The sequence below is a fragment of the Janthinobacterium sp. SUN137 genome, assembly GCF_030587265.1.
Lineage (GTDB): Bacteria > Pseudomonadota > Gammaproteobacteria > Burkholderiales > Burkholderiaceae_D > Janthinobacterium > Janthinobacterium kumbetense.
On sequence record NZ_JAPWHZ010000001.1, the window covers coordinates 54,658 to 73,053 of the forward strand.

Annotated in this window: 14 protein-coding genes and 1 tRNA gene; 5 read left to right on the forward strand and 10 right to left on the reverse strand. The window is 64.0% G+C overall.

The window, feature by feature from the left end; translation table 11 throughout:
* Window positions 1-148 precede the first annotated feature (148 nt).
* The 4 genes from O3298_RS00250 to O3298_RS00265 all read left to right on the forward strand — a co-directional run bounded on the left by O3298_RS00250 (window position 149) and on the right by O3298_RS00265 (window position 3,153).
* Window positions 149-1,366, forward strand: coding sequence for a SpoIIE family protein phosphatase (locus O3298_RS00250; protein ID WP_305058255.1), 1,218 nt, complete (start codon window positions 149-151; stop codon window positions 1,364-1,366).
* A 64-nt stretch (window positions 1,367-1,430) separates the two neighbouring features.
* Complete coding sequence (locus O3298_RS00255; protein WP_071076508.1) at window positions 1,431-1,988, forward strand: SiaB family protein kinase; 558 nt, start codon at window positions 1,431-1,433, stop codon at window positions 1,986-1,988.
* A gap of 22 nt (window positions 1,989-2,010) precedes the next feature.
* Entirely contained in the window at window positions 2,011-2,409 is a 399-nt protein-coding gene (locus tag O3298_RS00260) for a DUF1987 domain-containing protein (RefSeq protein ID WP_099667278.1), read from the forward strand.
* Window positions 2,410-2,412: 3 nt separating this feature from the next.
* On the forward strand, window positions 2,413-3,153 hold the full coding sequence (locus O3298_RS00265) for a GGDEF domain-containing protein (RefSeq protein ID WP_251348081.1): 741 nt from the start codon (window positions 2,413-2,415) through the stop codon (window positions 3,151-3,153).
* 8 nt (window positions 3,154-3,161) lie between these two features.
* On the opposite strand, the gene O3298_RS00270 is transcribed toward O3298_RS00265, so the two are convergent.
* The 9 genes from O3298_RS00270 to O3298_RS00310 form a co-directional block, all read right to left on the reverse strand.
* Window positions 3,162-3,875 (reverse strand): ABC transporter substrate-binding protein, encoded by a 714-nt coding sequence (locus tag O3298_RS00270; RefSeq protein WP_253192659.1) that lies wholly within the window; start codon window positions 3,873-3,875, stop codon window positions 3,162-3,164.
* 153 nt (window positions 3,876-4,028) lie between these two features.
* Window positions 4,029-4,124, reverse strand: a tRNA-Sec gene (locus tag O3298_RS00275).
* A 19-nt stretch (window positions 4,125-4,143) separates the two neighbouring features.
* The gene (selB, locus tag O3298_RS00280; RefSeq protein ID WP_305058256.1) at window positions 4,144-6,099 is read right to left on the reverse strand and encodes a selenocysteine-specific translation elongation factor; all 1,956 of its coding nucleotides are present in this window, start codon (window positions 6,097-6,099) and stop codon (window positions 4,144-4,146) included.
* Window positions 6,096-7,505 (reverse strand): L-seryl-tRNA(Sec) selenium transferase, encoded by a 1,410-nt coding sequence (selA, locus tag O3298_RS00285; RefSeq protein ID WP_305058257.1) that lies wholly within the window; start codon window positions 7,503-7,505, stop codon window positions 6,096-6,098. Before selA ends, selB begins: the two co-directional genes overlap by 4 nt.
* On the reverse strand, window positions 7,502-8,557 hold the full coding sequence (gene fdhE / locus O3298_RS00290; RefSeq protein WP_305058259.1) for a formate dehydrogenase accessory protein FdhE: 1,056 nt from the start codon (window positions 8,555-8,557) through the stop codon (window positions 7,502-7,504). The genes selA and fdhE overlap by 4 nt, the downstream gene beginning before the upstream one ends.
* 150 nt (window positions 8,558-8,707) lie before the next feature.
* Window positions 8,708-9,379: a formate dehydrogenase subunit gamma gene (locus tag O3298_RS00295; protein WP_289904359.1), complete on the reverse strand. Its 672-nt coding sequence runs from the start codon at window positions 9,377-9,379 to the stop codon at window positions 8,708-8,710.
* Window positions 9,366-10,289 (reverse strand): formate dehydrogenase subunit beta, encoded by a 924-nt coding sequence (gene fdxH / locus O3298_RS00300; RefSeq protein ID WP_034779207.1) that lies wholly within the window; start codon window positions 10,287-10,289, stop codon window positions 9,366-9,368. The genes O3298_RS00295 and fdxH overlap by 14 nt, the downstream gene beginning before the upstream one ends.
* A 13-nt stretch (window positions 10,290-10,302) precedes the next feature.
* Complete coding sequence (gene fdnG / locus O3298_RS00305; RefSeq protein WP_143451508.1) at window positions 10,303-13,374, reverse strand: formate dehydrogenase-N subunit alpha; 3,072 nt, start codon at window positions 13,372-13,374, stop codon at window positions 10,303-10,305.
* A gap of 295 nt (window positions 13,375-13,669) precedes the next feature.
* A complete protein-coding gene (locus O3298_RS00310; RefSeq protein WP_305058260.1) occupies window positions 13,670-15,820 on the reverse strand; it encodes a TonB-dependent siderophore receptor in 2,151 nt (716 codons plus the stop codon).
* 382 nt (window positions 15,821-16,202) lie between these two features.
* Here O3298_RS00310 and O3298_RS00315 point away from each other — a divergent pair, with 382 nt between their 5' ends.
* Window positions 16,203-17,912, forward strand: a complete 1,710-nt coding sequence (locus O3298_RS00315) for a methyl-accepting chemotaxis protein (RefSeq protein ID WP_305058261.1) — start codon at window positions 16,203-16,205, stop codon at window positions 17,910-17,912.
* Window positions 17,913-17,937: 25 nt separating this feature from the next.
* Here O3298_RS00315 and O3298_RS00320 read toward each other — a convergent pair whose 3' ends face one another.
* The gene (locus tag O3298_RS00320) at window positions 17,938-18,390 is read right to left on the reverse strand and encodes a hypothetical protein (protein WP_305058262.1); all 453 of its coding nucleotides are present in this window, start codon (window positions 18,388-18,390) and stop codon (window positions 17,938-17,940) included.
* Between the last annotated feature and the right edge of the window lie 6 nt (window positions 18,391-18,396).

The window sequence follows — 18,396 nt, forward strand, 5'->3', positions numbered from 1 at the left end:
CATACGGTTTTGACAAGCTGGTAATCAAGCCGTCATATTCCAAGGCTACCATGATGATATTGCCTGTTTGTCAGTCGCCTTGCCGTCGCGACAACAAGGGTCCGATCGTCATGTAAAGGTAGCCGCTGTGGAGTTCAACGCTTCTCGATTGCATCTTCCCCGTTATCGCACGTCCGTGGCGTTTGATCTGTGCATTCCCACGGAATCCGTGCAGGCCGACGCCAGCAACTTCGCCGTGCTGGAACTGTTCACGGAACGGCGCGACATGATGAGCCTGCCCGTCACGGAGCAGCAGAAGCCCATCGGTTTGATCAGCCGCAACATCTTCATGTCGCAGATGTCCAAGCCCTTTTATCACGAAGTGTACGGCAAGAAGAGCTGCATCGCCTTCATGGACAAGGAGCCGCTGATCGTCGATGGCGCCATGAGCATCGAAGACCTCACCTTCCGCGCCGTGGAAGCGGGCGAGAAGGCGCTGGCCGACGGCTTCATCATCACCGAGGATGGCGCGCTGGCCGGCGTGGGCTTCGGCTTGCAGCTGATGAACGTGGTCGCCACCATGCAGGCGGAAAAGAACCGGCAGATCATGCACAGCATCGATTACGCCAGCGTAATCCAGCGCGCGCTGCTGCGCACCTCCGATGCGGAACTGCGCGCCACCCTGCCCGACGCGCACCTGGAATGGCAGCCGCGCGACGTGGTCGGCGGCGATTTTTACTTCTTCGAGCGCCACGCGGGCGGCTGGTTTGCCGCCATCGCCGACTGCACCGGGCACGGCGTGCCGGGCGCCTTCATGACCCTGATCGCCTCGTCGGCCCTGAGCCAGGCCTTGCGCGAACTGGGGCCGCACGATCCGGCCGCCCTGATCGGCGCCGTCAGCCGCGCCATCAAGACCCTGCTGGGCCAGGACGGCGCCAGCAGCGGCGAAGCCACCGGCCACGCCGGCTCGAACGACGGCATGGATTGCGCCTTCCTGTGCTACGACACGGCCAGCGCCAGCCTGCGTTTCGCGGGGGCGAAACTGGCGCTGCACGTGGTCGCGCCGGGCGAAGAGGCCGTGCGCGCCATCGATGGCGCGCGCATGGGCGTGGGCTATGTCGACACGCCGGCCGGCTACTGCTGGCACAACGAGACGCTGGCCATTCCCGCCGGCAGCCTGCTGTTCCTCACCACCGACGGCCTGCTCGACCAGATCGGCGGCGCGCGCGACATCGCCTACGGCAAGCGGCGCATGCGCGAACAGCTGCTGGCGCAGCGCGACGCGCCCGCCGGCGACGTGGCGGCGGCGCTGCTGCAGGACAGCGCGGCATGGCAAGGCAAGCAGCCGCGCCGCGACGACCTGACCTTTTTCTGTTTTCGCCTGTAGTCGGGCGCCATCGAGCCACCTTATCAACAAGAAACCGGGTCACCGGCTAGCCAGGAGCACGGACGTGCTGTACGAAGAATTCAACGAGTTTTGGGATGTGGCGCGCAAGCGCAACATCATCTTTTTTTACGTGGGCTATTTCTCGCAGCACGTGGTCAGCGCCATTTCCGAAACCATCAAGGCGCGCCTGGACACGGCCGGCGCGGCCGGGCCCACGCGGCGGCGCATCTTTTCCTCGTTCATCGAGATGTCGCAAAACATCATGCACTATTCCGCCGACAGCCTGACGCCCGATGCGCAGCTGGACCAGCAGATGCGGCGCGGCTCGTTCTGCATCGGCACGCGCGGCGACAGCTTTTTCCTCCTGTGCGCCAACCCCGTCTCGACGGACAACGTGGCGCAGATCCGCGCCCGGCTGGAACCGCTGCACACCATGACGATGGAAGAAATCCGCCTGGCGTACAAGAAGGCCCTACGCGAGGAAGCGCCGGCCGACAGCAAGGGCGCGGGCCTGGGTTTTCTGACCATGGCGCGCGACGCCAGCGAGCCGCTGGAATTCGAATTCGTCCAGGATCCCCAGGAGCCGGGCCACACCATCTTCTGCATCAAAGCCATCATTTGAAAGAGCCGACTCAGGAAAGCATATGCAATTACCGTCACCACTGTTCATCGCCGCGACCCCGAGTTCGCCCGAAATCGACTTCCGTTTCGAGCAGCACACCCTGTCGATCAAGGGCGAGTCGTATCCGGAAAACGCAGCCGCCTTCTATGGCCCGCTGATCGCCGCCGTGCGCGCCTACCTGGAAGGCTGCCGCGAAAGCGCCATCACCGTCAACGTCTCGCTGGCCTATTTCAACAGCTCCAGCACGAAGATGCTGTTTACCCTGTTCGACACCCTGAACCAGGCGGCCGTCGATGGCAACCAGGTGCGCCTGAACTGGTATCACGACGAGGACGACGACACCATCCTGGAATTCGGCCAGGAGCTGCAGCAGGACTTCATGGCGCTGGACTTCCACGACCATCCCGTGCAGGGCAGCTAGGGCATGCGCGCCGCCATCTCCGAATCCGACCTGGAGCCCGACCTGTTCACCGTGGAAGCGGCGGCGCTGGCTGCCGCGCGCCGCATGCACGCCGATACTCACGCCAGTGGCGAGGCGCAGCGGCGCGTGCTCGGTGAACTGATCAATCACTACGAACGGCTGATGCGCGAGACGCGGCGCCTGATCGGCCGCAGCGACCGCGCCGAGCGCGACATGCATCTGCTGAACCGCCAATTGCAAACCCTGGCCGGCCAGCTCGAATACCGCGCCACGCACGACCCGCTGACGGGCGCCCTGAACCGCGGCGCCGTGATTGATCACGCCTCGCGCTGCCTGGCGCAGGGCGACATGGCGCTGATCGTGCTCGATATCGACTTGTTCAAGCAGGTCAACGACGATTTCGGCCACCCGGCCGGCGACGGCGTGATCCAGGCCGTAGTGGACTGCCTGAAGGCACTGCTGGGACAGGAAACGGCCATCGGCCGGGTCGGCGGCGAAGAGTTTTCCGTGGTCTGGCCCACCTCCTCGCGCGACGACGCGGCGCAAGTGGCGCAGCGCATCTGCGAGAGCGTCGGCCGCCAGCGCCATGCGGCGCCCATCACGCGCGCCATCACCGTCAGCGTGGGCCTGAGCTGGAACCGCGCCGGCACGGCCTTCGAGACGGCCTACAGCCACGCGGACCAGGCCTTGTACCAGGCCAAGCGCGAAGGGCGCAACTGCGTGCGCCAGTGGCTGGAAAGCTGAAGCGGACCCTAGCGGATATGCTCGCGCGCCATGCTGCCGTCGCGGCGCATGGCCGCCGCCGCCCGCTGCATGGCCAAGGCCTGCGCCTCGGGCAACTGCCTGTTGCAGGCGAGGTAAGTCTGCACGCGGTTGAAGGTCAGCAGCGGCACCACCTTGCCCTCCCACTCCTTGCCGGCAAACGGCTTGCTGCCCACCGCCATGCCGACGGCCCACAGGTCGATGCGTCCGAGCAGCAGCTTTTGCGGATTGAGCCACTCCTGCGTCACGGGCGCCACGTTCAGGCCGCGCTGGCGCAGGTAATCGTCGCGCGCGTCGCCCAGCACCGTACCGATCACCAGGCCGCGCGCATCATCGAGCGTGCGCAGCGCCAAATGCCGTTCGGCCAGGCCGTAGAGTATCCATTCCGCTTCATTCAGGGGTCCGATCCAGCGAAATTGCGCTTCGCGCTCCTGCGTGCGGCTGGTGGAAAAGATGCAGGTGTCGGCTTCGCGCAGCGCCTGCGCGTACGCGCGCTTCCACGGCAACAGCTCGATGCTGTAGGAAAGACCGGCGCGCGCCATGATGTCGCGCACCTTGAGCGTTTCACGTCCGACGACGACATTACCTTCCATCATGCTCGACGGCGGCAAATGCTCGCCGACGATGCGCACGTCCACCGCCGCGGCCAGCGCCGGCATCAGCAGCGCCACTGCCAGCAGCCACGCCATGCTTGCTTGTTTCATGCTTGCTTTCATCTGCCACAGGGGATACAAGCCGATGTTACCATCGGCTCACGCTGGCATCGTTGCATATTATCAATAACACCATTTATTTACCGCAACGTGACAACAGGCCAACGCCGGGACGATCAGCGTGCAGGGGGAAGGAAGAATAACTGGCGGAAAACAGTAGGAGTCGAACCTACGGGAGAACGTCTGACGCCCTCCACCGGGTTTGAAGCCCGGCCACATCACCGGATGAGTGTGCTTTCCGCGGTGCCTGAGCTAGTACTTAGCTGTTGGGCAAGGCCGCGGTGTAGGACCACAGCGCTTGCGGGCGCAATAGATGCCCATTGCCAACACGGCGAGTATAACCGACGCGGTCAAAGAATTCCAAGACCTGGATCGCCCGCTTGCGGCCCAGGCCGCTCGCGTCGCGGAACGTGGCCGCGCCCACGGCGCCATTGCCCGCTGGCAAGCCTGCATCCTCTTCCGCCTTGTGCGCCAGTTGCCGCACCAGTTGCGCCAGTTCGGCCAGCGCCGCCTGGTGATAAAACAGGTCGTGCACGACCTGGCTGATCTGCCCAGCCTTGGCCAGTTTGCGCAACAGCCGGCGAGCGTCATCCTCGGCCATGCCGAAGCCGCGTGCCAGGTCGCGCGTCCACGGCGGATCGGCACGCCCCTGCTCCAGGGCGGCCAGCAAGGGTTCGGCCATGGCCTGCTCCTGCGGCGTCAGTTCCACGCTGTGCGTCGGCAAGTGCAGGCTGGCGCCGCGCGCCAGGATCTCGCCGCGCGCCAGCAAGCCTTCGACCAGGTGGCTCCACAAGGCATCTTCCATCTCGGCGTCGACGATGCGTTTCAGGCGCCACAGTTCCGGTCCGGCCTCGTCGGGCGCGCGCGCGTGGAAGACGTCCAGGGCTGCCAGCACGCGCGCTTCCAGCGCCAGCAACGCATCCGGCGCCAGCAGCAGGGCGTCGCCGGCGCGCAGGGCGATGCGCCGCGTGTCGGGCGGCAGCGCGAGGGCTCCCGCCGGCAGCAGGGACAAGCGCACCAGCAGCGATACACGCAACCCCAGCGGACTTTGCGCCAGCAGGGCCGCATAGTCGCCGTGCGCGACGAACGCGGCCAGCGCATCGAGCCACGCCAGCCTGGCCGGGCTGCGCCGCTTGCGCGCGGGGCCGAACGGATCGAGCACCATGCCGCCGCCCACCGTCTGCGTCGCTTGCGCATTGCGCACGACGAAGCGGTCGCCCGGCACGCCGTGCATGGGCGCATCGAACACCAGTTGTACTCTACCCGTCTGCCCCGGCGACAGGGTCTCGCCATCGAGCATGACGGCGCGCGCCAGCTGGTGCGCCGCGCCCAGGTGCACGTGCAGCGGCGACCAGGCTTTCAGTTGCACGCCCGCGTCGGGCAGCAGGGTCAGTTCCACGTCGAGGCGTTCGGAACACTGCGCCAGCTCGGGCGCGACGATCCAGTTGCCCCGCTCGATGCGCTCGCGGTCGATGCCGGCCAGGTTCAGCGCCAGGCGCTGGCCCGCCGTGCCCGTCTCGGCGGCGCGGTTCTGCGCATGGATGCTGCGCACCCGCGCTGGCGCGCCGCCGGGCGCCAGCTGCAGCATGTCGCCCACCCGCGCGCATCCCGCCAGCGCCGTGCCGGTGACGATGGTGCCCTGCCCCGACAAGGTGAACACGCGGTCCACGCCGAGGCGGAACAAGCGCCGCTCGTCGCGTTGCGGCAAGCTGCGCGCCACCTGCGTCAGGTGCGCCAGCAGGGCGGCCACGCCGGCATCGCCGTCGCGATTGGCGGCGGTGGGGAAAATCGGGCTGCCCGCCAGCGGCGTGCCGGCCAGCAGCGCCTCGATGTCCGCTTCCACCTGCGCCACGCGGGCGCTATCAGCGCGGTCGACCTTCGTCAGCGCCACGGCGCCGCGCGTCACGCCCAGCAGCTGCAAGATGGCCAGGTGTTCGTGCGTCTGCGGCATGACGCCATCGTCGGCGGCCACCACGAGCAAGGCGAAATCGATGCCCGTCACGCCGGAAGCCATGGTGCGGATAAATTTTTCGTGGCCCGGCACGTCGATCACGCCCAGCACCGTGCCGTCAAGCAGTGGCAGATAGGCGTAGCCGAGTTCGATCGAGATGCCGCGCGCCTGCTCTTCCTTCAGGCGGTCCGTGTGCACGCCCGTCAGCGCGCGCGTGAGCGTCGTCTTGCCATGGTCGATATGGCCCGCGGTGCCGACGATCATGCGGACAACTCGGCGAGCTGCGCGACGAAGGCCGTCTCGTGCGCCGCTTCCAGGCAGCGCAAGTCGAGCCACAGGGTGTCTTGCCCGATGCGCCCGATCACGGGGCACGGCAAGGCGCGCAACCGCTGCTCCAGCGCGCCCAGGGGATTGCTCAGGCGCGAGCCTGGCGCGCTGCGGATCGCCAGGCCAAAGCTGGGCAGCTGGTCGACGGGCAAGGCGCCGCTGCCGATCTGGCTGGTCATGGCTTCGGCCGTGACTGCGTACGCGGCGCCCAGCGCCCCTTGCAGCAGCGGCAGCAGCATTTCCGCCTGCGCGCGCATGGCGGCGGCGGGACGCGTCAGCAAGCGCAAGGTGGTCAGCCGTTCGGCCAGCAAATCCGGCGCGCGGTACAGCCGCAGCACGGGCTCCAGGGCGGCCAGGGTCAGCTTGCCGACCCGCAGCGCGCGTTTCAGGGGGTTGCGCTTGATCTTCGCGATCAGGTCGGCGCGCCCGACGATGACGCCGCATTGCGGGCCGCCCAGCAGTTTGTCGCCGCTGAAGGTGACCAGGTCGGCGCCCGCCTCGATGGTTTCGCGCACCGTCGTTTCATGCGGCAAACCATATTGCGCCAGGTCAACCAGGGTGCCGCTGCCCAGGTCCACGGCCGTCGGCACGCCGTGTTGTGCCGCCAGTGGCACCAGTTCGTCGAGCTCCACGCTTTTCGTGAAGCCGGTAATGGCGTAATTGCTGCAATGGACCTTCATCAAGAGGGCCGTATCTGCATTCACGCCGTTCGCGTAATCGGCCAGGTGGGTGCGGTTGGTGCTGCCCACTTCGCGCAGCACGGCGCCCGCGCGCGTCATCACGTCGGGGATGCGGAAGGCACCGCCGATTTCCACCAGTTCCCCACGCGACACCACCACCTCCTTGCCCTGCGCCAGGGTGTTCAACATCAGCAGCACGGCGGCCGCATTGTTGTTGACGATGGTGGCCGCTTCGGCCCCCGTCAATTCGCGCAGCAATTCCTCGACCAGGTCGTCGCGGTCGCCCCGCTTGCCCGTGTCCAGGTCGAATTCCAGGTTCATCGGCCACTGCAACGCTTCCACCACGGCTTGCACGGCGGCGTTGGGCAGCAGCGCGCGGCCCAGGTTCGTGTGCAGCACGGTGCCCGTCAGGTTGAAGACGGCGCGCAGCTGCGAACGCGATTGCGCCTGCAGCCGTTCGGCCATCTGCGCGGCGATGGCGACGATCGATGCGCCCTCTTCGCAGACTGCCCCCGCCAGCATGGCCGTGCGCAGTTCGGCCAGCACGGCGCGCGCGCTGGCCAGGGTTTGCGCGCGGCCATAGTGTGCAATCAGGGCCAGGCAAGCCGCGTCACCCAGGATACGGTCTACCGATGGCAGGCGCACGGTTTGCCCCGTCGTCATGCTGTCTGGCCCTCGCTGCTGTCGCTCTTCCCCAGCCACAGCAGCGGATTGCCGCTGGCGCGCTGGTAGCCCGCTTCGCCCACCAGCAGGTCGAGCATCAGGCTGGCCAGGTCGTCGGCCAGGGGCTCGACGTTGTAATCGTGTTCCTGGTTGAAGACCTTGCGGTAGGTATGGCAATCGTCGCAGGTTTCCGCGCGCGCCACCTTCTTCGGATCATTCGCCTTGTTCGGCAATTTGTCGTCCTTTGCCGTCACGGGGTCGAACGGCGCCGCATCGGCCGCATCCAGGCCCTGGTAGGCGATCTTGCCATTCTGTTCGCAGGTCGAACACTTCACGCGCACCATATGCCATTCGCTTTCGCAAATGCCGCAGTGCAGATAGCGGTAGCCCTGCGACCCGCCGCCGATGCGGATCACGCTGGCGACGGGGTGCGAACCGCAGACGGGGCACAGGGTGCCCGTTTCCAGGTCCGGCACGCGCGCGGCGCGCAGTTCGCTGGCCGACACCGACCACAAGATTTGCAGCGCGGCCGCGACGAACGGCGCATGCATGGGGTTCAGGTTATCGCCATTTTCATCGAGCACGGCATCGGCGCAGGCGTCCAGCGCCGGCGCATCGAGCGCGCGCAGCTGGGCCAGCACCTGCGTCAGGCCGCCGGACAGGGCCGGCTGGCTTGCCGCCGTTGCGGCCAGTTCATCGAGCAGGCTGGCGAAGATGTCGCGCCAGACGGGCGGGCGGGCGCCGTTGACGGGCAGCACCGGCATGCGGTGCTGCATCGCGCGGCGCAGCGCGTCCGGGTCGGCGGCAGGCACGGCGCCGGGCGCCAGTTTTCCCACCACGGCGGCCTGCGCGTCGGCCAGCGCGGCCATCAGCACCAGGTAACCCTGCATGCCCGCGTCGACGGGGATGCCCTTGATCTTTCCTTGCGCCAGTTCGCGCAGGCGCGAGGCGCGCGCCTTGAACAGGCTGTCAGGCTGCGGCAGCAGCAGGCGCGGAATCGCGTTGTGGTCCAGGCCTTCGATTTCGCCTGGCTGAAGAATGCGTTGTACCAATGGAGTTTTCCCATCAAAAAAGGCCGAGCGTAGCTGGCCAGCCCATCCGGCGGATGCGGCTGTGTTTCGAAAGTATTTTAATCGATAAAAAGAAAGGGGTCAGTCCTGGGACTGACCCCGGGTAATGCCGCTGGCATCAATCGCAAGAACTTAGTCTTTTGTACTGCGCATCACCGCCTCGAACCACTTCGGATGGTGCTTGCGCGCCCAGCCGTAGGTGACGGTACCGCGCACCATGGCGCCGATCGAGCCCTTGACCCACAGGGCCGCATAGATGTGCACGATGATGGCGCAGATGATGCCGAACGCGCACACGGCGTGCAGCAAGGCGGCCGCGCGGATGACGGGAATCGGGAAGTAGAACGCGAAATACGCGCGCCAGATCACGATGCCCGATAGCAACAATCCCGCCATGCAGGCCAGCAGCACGAAGAACAGGATCTTCTGGCCGGCATTGTATTTGCCGATCTTCGGAAGCTTTTCTTCGCGATTGTTGAGCACGTCGTCCATCTGTTTCAGCCACTGCTTGTCGCCGTCCTCGAACTTGTTGTGGTGCCAGAAGCGCACCACCAGGATCGCGAACGAGACGAACATCACCAGGCCGGCAAACGGATGCAGGATGCGCGTCCATTGCCCGCCGCCGAACAGGTTCGCCAGCCACGCCATCGAGGGATGGAACATGGCCAGGCCGGACAGCGCCAGCATGACGAAGGTGATGGCGGTCACCCAGTGATTCGTGCGCTCGTTCGGGTCGTAGCGCTGGATCAGCGGGTTGCCATCCTTGTCGCGCAGCTTTCCATCATGCAGATCACTGTGGCTCATGGTCTTCCTCCCGGATGCGTTTGGCCTCTTCCAGCGCCTCGTGCTCTTCGTCCTTGCTCACTTCGTTCGGACCGACACGCGTGTAATGGAAGAAGCCTGCCAGGGCCGTGGCGGCCATGCCGGCCACCGCGAGCGGCTTGGACCAGCCCTTCCAGAAGCCCACCATCGGGCTGATGCGCGGACGTTCCGGCAAGTTCGAATACAGCTTCGGCTTGTCGGCATGGTGCAGCACGTACATCACGTGCGTGCCGCCCACGCCCAGCGGATCGTACAGGCCCGCATTTTCGAAACCGCGCGACTTCAGGTCGACGATGCGCTCTTCCGCATGCACCTTCATGTCTTCCTTGGTGCCGAAGACGATGGCGCCCGTCGGGCACGTTTTCACGCAGGCCGGTTCCTGGCCCACGGCGACGCGGTCCGAGCAGAGCGTGCACTTGTAGGCGCGGTCGTCCTTTTTCGAAATGCGGGGCACGTCGAAAGGACAGCCGGCCACGCAGTAGCCGCAGCCGATGCAGTTTTCCTGATGGAAATCCACGATGCCGTTCGTGTATTGCACGATGGCACCCGGCGCCGGACAGGCTTTCAGGCAGCCCGGGTCCTCGCAGTGCATGCAGCCATCCTTGCGGATCAGCCACTCGAGGTTGCCGTCGTTGTTTTCGTGTTCGGCAAAACGCATCACCGTCCACGATTGCGGCGTCAAGTCCGTCGGATTGTCATAGGTGCCATGGTTTTCGCCGACTTCGTCACGCAAGTCGTTCCATTCCATGCACGCCGTCTGGCAAGCCTTGCAGCCGATGCATTTCGACACATCGATCAGCTTGGCCACGGTGCCCGTCACCGGGCTGCGCGCTTGCGGCGGCGTTACCGTGGTAGCCGACAGGCGCCGGATATCTAAGGATTGCAGTGCCATTATTGAGCTCCCATCATGCTTTTTCCACCTTCACGAGGAAGGACTTGAATTCCGGCGTTTGCGAATTCGCATCCCCCACGCCCGGCGTCAGGGTATTGATCAGATACCCCGGCTTGGCCACGCCCGTAAAGCCCCAGTGCAGCGGCAGGCCCACGGTATGCACCGGCTTGCCCTCGATCATCAAAGCCTTGATGCGCTTGGTGACGACGGCCTTGGCGATGATGTGACCGCGCTTGGAACTGACGCGCACTTCCCCACCGGCAACGACGCCGATGCTCTTGGCCAATTCTTCGCCGATTTCGACGAATTGCTGCGGCTGGATGATGGCATTCAGGCGCGCATGCTTGGTCCAGTAATGGAAATGCTCGGTCAGGCGGTAGCTGGTGGCCACATGCGGGTATTCCTCATGCGTGCCGAACATTTTCCGGTCATCGGCGAACACGCGCGCGGCCGGATTGCTGGTCGCTTGCGGGTTTTTCGGATGCATGGGGTTGTAGCCCAGCGGATTTTCGAACGGCTCGTAATGCTCGGGGAAAGGCCCTTCGGCCATGGCGCCGCGCGCAAAGAAGCGCGCCACGCCCTCGCCCAGCATGATGAACGGACCCATGCCGTTTTCCGGCGGTTCGTCGACCTTGAAGTCGGGAATATCGGCCCCGCTCCAGTTCGTGCCATTCCACTCGATCAACTTGCGCGTCGGGTCGAAAGCCTTGCCCTTCAAGTCGCACGAGGCGCGGTTGTACAGCACGCGGCGGTTCGCCGGCCACGCCCAGGCCCAGCCCAGGGTCTGGCCGATGCCGGTCGGGTCGCTATTGTCGCGCCGTCCCATCTGGTTGCCCGCCTGCGTCCAGCTGCCGGCGAAGATCCAGCAACCGCTGGTGGTCGTGCCGTCGTCGCGCAATTGCGCAAACGAGGCCAGCTGCTCGCCCTTTTTCACCAGCAGCTTGGTCGGATCTTTCGGATCGTACAAGTCGGCCAGCGCCTTGCCGTTGAATTCGCGGGCGATTTCTTCCGGCTGCGGGTTATGCGGCTGCGCATAATTCCACGTCAGGTTGACGATAGGGTCGGGGAACTTGCCGCCTTCTTTCTTGTACATGTTGCGCATGCGCAAGAACAGGCCCGACATGATCTCCAGGTCGCTGCGCGCCTGGCCCGGCGGTTCGGCCGCCTGCCAGTGCCACTGCAGCACACGCGAGGAGCTCACCAGCGAACCGCGCTCTTCGGCGAAGCAGCTGGTCGGCAGGCGGAACACTTCCGTCATGATCTTGGTGGGATCGACTTCGTGGTATTGCCCGTGCGCCTTCCAGAATTCGCCCGTTTCCACGGCCAGCGGGTCCATGATGACGAGGAACTTCAGCTTCGACAGCGCTTCCGTGACCTTCTGCTTGTTCGGCGCGGACGCCAGCACATTGAAGCCCTGGCAGATATAGCCCGTCATCTTGCCTTGGTGCATGTTCTCGATGGCTTGCATCAAGTCATACGGCTTGTCGAGTTTCGGCAGGTAGTCGAAGGCGTAGTTATTTTCCGCCGTGGCAAAGTCGCCCCACCACGTCTTCATGAAGCTGACGTGGAATTTGCGGTAATTGCTCCAGTAGCTGAGCTGGTTCGGCCGCAGCGGCTTGGTGGCGCGCGCGGCGATATAGCCGTCGAAATCCTGCTCGGACTCGTTCGGCAAGGTCATGTAGCCTGGCAACAGGTTCGACATCAAGCCCAGATCGGTCAGACCCTGGATGTTCGAGTGGCCGCGCAAGGCGTTCATGCCGCCGCCCGCGATACCCATATTACCCAGCAGCAACTGCACCATGGCGCCCGTGCGGATGGTTTGCGCGCCCGTCGAGTGGTGCGTCCAGCCCAGCGCGTACAGGATGGTGCCGGCGCGTCCCGGCACGGCGGTCGAAGCCAGGGCTTCCGCCACCTTGTGGAACTTGTCGGCCGACACGCCGCACGTGCGTTCGACCATCTCGGTCGTGTAGCGCGCGTAGTGCTTCTTCATCATCTGGTAGACGCAGCGCGGGTGTTCCAGGGTCGGGTCGACCTTGGCATAGCCATCTTCGCCGATCTCGTAATCCCAGGTGGCCTTGTTGGTGTACTTGCCTTTTTCTTTGTCGAAACCCGAGAACAGGCCGTCCTCGAACGCATAGTCTTCGCGCACGATGAAGGGCATGTCCGTGTAGTTGCGCACGTACTCATGCTGGATCTTGTCGTTCGTCAGCAGATAATTGATGATCGCGCCGAGGAAGACGATGTCCGTGCCGGTACGCGTGGCGCAGTAGTAATCTGCCACGGATGCGGTACGGGTAAAACGCGGATCGACAACGATCAGCTTGGCCTTGTTATGCGCCTTCGCTTCCGTTACCCATTTGAATCCGCAAGGATGTGCCTCTGCTGCATTGCCGCCCATGACCAGGATCACATCGGCATTCTTGATATCGACCCAATGATTCGTCATCGCGCCACGGCCAAACGTCGGGGCAAGACCTGCCACCGTCGGTCCGTGTCATACACGCGCCTGATTATCAAAGGTCAGCATCCCCATGCTGCGCACTGTCTTGTGGGTCAGATACCCCACCTCGTTGCTGCCGGCGGACGCGGCAAGCATGCCGGTGGAGAGCCAGCGGTTGACGGTCTTGCCGTCGGCATTCTTTTCGATCAGGTTGGCGTCGCGGTCATCCTTCATCAGGCGCGCGATCTTGTCGAGCGCCACATCCCAGGAGATCGGTTGCCATTCCGTGCCGCCCGGTGCGCGGTACTCGGGCACTTTCAGGCGGTTCGGGCTGTGGATGAAGTCGACCAGGCTGGCGCCTTTCGGGCACAGCGTGCCGCGGTTCACCGGGTGATCGGCATCGCCTTCCACGTGGATGATGCTGGAGACGGCGTTTTTCGCGCCGTCACCCAGTCCATACAGCAGGACGCCACATCCTACCGAACAGTAGGGACAGGTATTGCGTGTCTCGGTGGTGCGAGACAGCTTGTATTGCCGCACTTCCGCCATCGCCTGGCCCGGTGCGAAACCGAGCAGGGCGAGGCTGGAACCAGCAATGGTCGCGCCAGTTACCCGAAGGAACTGGCGCCTGGACATCTGAACCATATTCAGGCCTCTATGATGTGAGTAAATAAAAAGTCATACGGCGTCGTGGTAGTGTCATATCACTAAGACATAAGCACCATGCCTGTGCCGTATGACAGTATTTTACCCCTCAAACTCCGACAAGGCTTAGTCCGCTGGAAAAAATTGCCTTTAGTCAATATTAATTTGACGATACCGAACGTTCCCTCTAAACAATGCCAGCCTGCCCGGCACGCTTGCACATCGCTACCCACCCACGAAAAAAAACCCGCTCGCGAGCGGGTTTTGGGGGATGCGGCCGAACTGGCCGGCCAAATTACAGGCTGTAGCGCAAGGTCAGCGCCACATTGCGCGGCGCGCCCGGCAAGCTCAGGTTCGGGCTGGAACCGTGGCCCGACACGATGTAGCGCGTGTCGCCGATATTGTTGACGTTCAGCTGCACTTCATAGCGGCCCGTGCGGTACGCGGCCATGGCGTCGGCCGTCACGTAGCCTGGCAAGACCACCGTGTTGCCCGGATTGGCGAAGCGGCTGCCGACGGCGTTCGCACCGCCGCCCACCGTGAAGCCGTGGCCCAGGTCTTTCGTCAGCCACAGGTTGACCGTATTGCGCGAAGTCAAGGTCGCGCGCTTGCCCTTGACCGGCACTTCTCTGGCGACGGTGCCGCCCGGCACATTGACGCTCTTGTCCTTGGCGATGGAATCGGTGATGGTGGCGTCCAGGTAAGCATAGCCGGCCATCATTTTCCAGCCATCGTGCAAGTCCGCGTTGAAGGTCAGTTCCAGGCCATCCGTGCGCTGCGTGCCGACGGGCACGATGCGGTTCGTGATCGGGTCGCTGGTCTTGATATTGTCGCGCTCCAGGCGGAACAGCGACACGGTGGCGTTGGCGCGGCCGCCCCACAGGTCATACTTGGCGCCCACTTCCGTGTTGCGCGTGGTTTCCGGCGCCAGGTCGGCATTGTTGGCGGCCAGGGCGAAGTTCTCGCCGCTCGGCTGGAACGAGCGGCTCCACGACGCGTAGTACGATTGCGTCGCGCCCGGTTGCCAGACGAGGCCGGCGCGGGGGCTGTAGGCCGAATCCGTGCGCGACAGATCCGCCGTCGTCACGCCAAGCGCATTGGCCAGGCGCGACTGCTGCTTGTAGCGGTCGTAGCGCAAGCCGGCCAGCGCCTTCCACTCGTCGCTGAAGCTGATGGCGTCCTGCACGTAAGCGGCGGCCGTGTCGTAGGTGCCGAACGTATCGCTTCGCGACCCGAGATTACGCGGATCGACTACCGGCAACTTGGGGTTGAAGATCGATATAAAGTCCTTCGGCACAGGGCCAGTCCAGCTGCTGGAATCCTTGTTTTGCTTGCCGAATTCGGCGCCGTACAACACTTCGTGGCGCATGGTGCCCGTGACCAGCTTTTGCGTCAGTTCCGTCTGGTTGAACCAGCCGCTCTCGTCCCGGTTGAGCTTGGCGTGCCTCAGCTGCATCATGCCATTGACTTCGTTGACGTTGCCGAAAATATTCGTGTTGTTGCGGTCCAGGTGATAGTCGTAGTAACGGAAAGCATTGCGCAGCGACAAGCTATCGCTGAATTTGTGCGTCAGGGTGGCGGCCGTGGACACCACGCGCGACTGACTGAAGTCCGCATCGCGGGCGTTGGCGGCACCGTAATACGTGCCCGCATCGACGGCCACGGGACGGCCGTGGTAGGACGGGATGCCGAAGTCCGTCAGGCGGCGGTCTTCCAGGTAATCGCCCTGCAGCAGCAATTTGGTGGCGCTGGAGAGGCGGATGGCCACCGACGGCGCCAGCGCCGTGCGGTTGATGAATTGCTGGTCGCGGTAGCTGTCCGACAATTCGCGCGCGCCCGTGACACGCCAGTCCACCGTCTCGCCGACACGGCCCACGTCGACTTCGCCGCGGCGCCCTGCTGTGTTCGTCAAGCTCAGCGCCACGTCCGCGATATCCACGCCCGGCTTCTTCGTGATGCGGTTCACCAGGCCGCCCGAGGAACCGCGGCCGTACAGCACGGCGGCCGGTCCCTTGATCACTTCCAGGCGCTCCACGTTCGACAGGTCGCGGAAATACAGCGCATCATCGCGGAAGCCGTCGACGAACTGGTCGCCGATGGCCGTGAAGCCGCGGATGAACACCTGGTCGCGCTGGCCGTCGCCCGTGGACAAGCCCACGCCGGGGATGTTCTTCATGATGTCCTGGATCGACATGGCATTCTGGTCGCGGATGACGGCGGCCGGCACCACGTTGATCGTTTGCGGCACGTCGCGCAAGGCCATTTCCGTCTTGGTGCCGCTGGCGGAGGTGGCGGCCACGTAGCCATCCTTGTCCTTCGACGCCGTCACGGTGACGGCGGGCAAGCTTTCCTGTGCCCAGGCCGCCAGTGGCGTGGCACCCAAGGTCAAGGCGCCCAGTACGGCGATGGTGATCGGTTTACATCCTGGCTTGCGCTGTTGCTGCATACAATTCCCTGGTCGAAGTTTTAATACGAATGATTATCATTAGTATTTTATCAGCCGGCGATGGGAAAAGTAAGGATGAATGTAAGTGATAGTACTTATTAACTAGGTACTTGACGTAAAAAAGCAACAGGAAATCAATATCAAAAAATAATTAAAATTGCCGCCAGAAACTATTTCCCTGCGTCAATGCTATACTTGCGGCTTGCTGGGCAGCGGTCAGCCTGACCGATATGCCCCTTGCTTTACCTCCATCGCCACGCTCAGCGTGGCGCGCCGCACAGCCATCACGCGGCACCCGAAGACCCCGATCCCCTGCGCCTTGCGGCGCCTGTCCGCCCCTGCTGGCGGCGGCGATCATGACTATTAAACTGTTAGGAATTACATGAAAAACCTGAACATCGGCAGCCGCCTTGGCGTCGGCTTTGCTGTCGTATTGCTGTTGCTTGCCGCCTTGACCATCACCGCCCTCGTGCGCATGCAGACGGCCAGCGACCTGACTTACCGCCTCATCAATACCAGCATCAAGAACCAGCGCATGGTGGCCGAATGGTCGAAGATCATTGAACTGAACAGCGTGCGCGGCGTCGCCTCGTTCGAGATCACCGATCCGGTCGTGCGCGCCAAGATCGAGGAAGACTTGAAGGTCGATGCGGAGCGTTCCAGCAAGCTGCAGGACGACATCATCGCGTCCTTGCTCAACCCGGCCGTGATCGAACAGTTCAAGGTCGTGCGCAAGGTGCGCACCGACTACGTGACGACGCGCGCACGCGCCTTCAAGATGAAGGCCGACGGCGACGTGGCGGGCGCCAAGATCGTGTTCGACAAGGAAGTCGCACCCATCACCGTGGCTTACCTGGCCGAAGTGAAGCGCTTTGCCGGCATGCAGATCAAGGCGGCCGACGGCGTCGGCGCCAGCATCATCGAAGCTTACAGCGGCACCCGCATTTTCCTGATCACCATGGGCGTGCTGGCCGTGCTGATGGGCATCGGCTTTGCCTGGTGGATCACGCGTTCGATCACCGGCCCCATCCGCGCCGCCGTGAAAGTGGCGGAAACCGTGGCAGCGGGCGACTTGAGCAGCGTCATCACGGCCCAGGGCCGCGATGAAACGGGCCAGCTGATGCATGCCCTGAAAACCATGAACGATAGCCTCGTCGGCATCGTCGGCCAGGTGCGCAGCGGCACCGACACCATCGCCACGGCCTCCGCGGAAATCGCCGCCGGCAACCAGGACCTGTCGTCGCGCACGGAACAGCAAGCCAGTTCGCTGGAAGAAACGGCCTCGTCGATGGAAGAACTGACTTCGACCGTCAAGCAAAACGCGGACAATGCGCGCCAGGCGAATAAACTGGCTGGCGACGCGGCCGGCATCGCCAGCCGCGGCGGCGCCGTGGTGGCCGAAGTGGTCGCTACCATGAGCGAGATCAATACCTCGTCGAAGAAAATCGTCGATATTATCTCGGTCATCGATGGCATCGCCTTCCAGACCAACATCCTGGCCTTGAACGCGGCCGTGGAAGCGGCACGCGCCGGCGAACAGGGTCGCGGCTTTGCCGTGGTCGCCACGGAAGTGCGCAACCTGGCGCAGCGCTCGGCAGCGGCGGCAAAGGAAATCAAGGGCTTGATCGACGACTCCGTGCAAAAAGTCGACGTGGGCACGGACCTGGTCGACAAGGCCGGCAAGACGATGGAAGAAATCGTGCAAAGCATCGGCTTCGTCACGTCCATCATGAGCGAGATCAGCAACGCCAGCGAAGAACAGAGCGCGGGCATCGAGCAAGTCAACCAGGCCATTTCCGAAATGGACCAGGTAACGCAGCAAAATGCTGCCCTGGTGGAAGAAGCCTCGGCAGCGGCCGAAGCGATGCAGGAACAGGCGAGCGAACTGGCGCAGGTGGTCAGCGTCTTCCGCCTGGACGCCAACGCGGCGGCCACCGACCGTTTCAGCGTGAAAACCGCACAGCGCAGCGCGCCCGCAGCGCCCGCAGCCGCGCCGGCCCGCAAGGCTACGGCCCCTGCCCTGCGCCTGCCCGTGACGCGCACCAGCAGCAAGGCGAGCGCACCGGCCGAAGGCGAGTGGGAAGAGTTTTAAATCCGCTTCTGCAAGCCGTGCGGCATCACGCCGCGCGGGCTTGCGCCTGGGTGATCAGTGCCGCCAGCTCGCGTGGCGCGGATTGTCCCAGAAATTCCAGCGCCAGCGCTTCCGGATCAATGGCGGCGTCCGCGGGCAAGCCATGCTCGAAACCGCCCACCATGATGCGGCAGAAATGCGGCGATTCCGCCCGCGTTTCCACATACCAGCAGCCCGCATGGCCTTGCACGAAATATTCGCCGATAAAGTAGCCGAGCATGGTTTTCACCCACTGCCAGCTCTCGTCGCGAATGACGATGGTGCGCATGGCCGCATCGATGTACGGCAGGTATTCGGCCGCGTTCGTCAACACTTCGTGCGCCGGCTGGATGCCCAGGCGCTCGACAAAATTCACCAGCGAAGCGCCCAGCGCGTCATAGTAGGCATCAAAAGCCGTTTGGCTTTGTTGCAATAATTGTTCTTGTTCGTTCGACAGCATTCACAC

Bases quoted from the DNA above. Each gene is read 5' to 3' on its own strand.
- O3298_RS00270 (WP_253192659.1), bottom strand. From the start codon at position 3,875: ATGAAACAAGCAAGCATGGCGTGGCTGCTGGCAGTGGCGCTGCTGATG.
- O3298_RS00310 (WP_305058260.1), bottom strand. From the start codon at position 15,820: ATGCAGCAACAGCGCAAGCCAGGATGTAAACCGATCACCATCGCCGTA.
- fdxH (WP_034779207.1), bottom strand. From the start codon at position 10,289: ATGGCACTGCAATCCTTAGATATCCGGCGCCTGTCGGCTACCACGGTA.
- selA (WP_305058257.1), bottom strand. From the start codon at position 7,505: ATGACGACGGGGCAAACCGTGCGCCTGCCATCGGTAGACCGTATCCTG.
- O3298_RS00265 (WP_251348081.1), top strand. From the start codon at position 2,413: ATGCGCGCCGCCATCTCCGAATCCGACCTGGAGCCCGACCTGTTCACC.
- selB (WP_305058256.1), bottom strand. From the start codon at position 6,099: ATGATCGTCGGCACCGCGGGCCATATCGACCATGGCAAGACGACGCTC.
- O3298_RS00320 (WP_305058262.1), bottom strand. From the start codon at position 18,390: ATGCTGTCGAACGAACAAGAACAATTATTGCAACAAAGCCAAACGGCT.
- O3298_RS00260 (WP_099667278.1), top strand. From the start codon at position 2,011: ATGCAATTACCGTCACCACTGTTCATCGCCGCGACCCCGAGTTCGCCC.
- O3298_RS00295 (WP_289904359.1), bottom strand. From the start codon at position 9,379: ATGAGCCACAGTGATCTGCATGATGGAAAGCTGCGCGACAAGGATGGC.
- O3298_RS00315 (WP_305058261.1), top strand. From the start codon at position 16,203: ATGAAAAACCTGAACATCGGCAGCCGCCTTGGCGTCGGCTTTGCTGTC.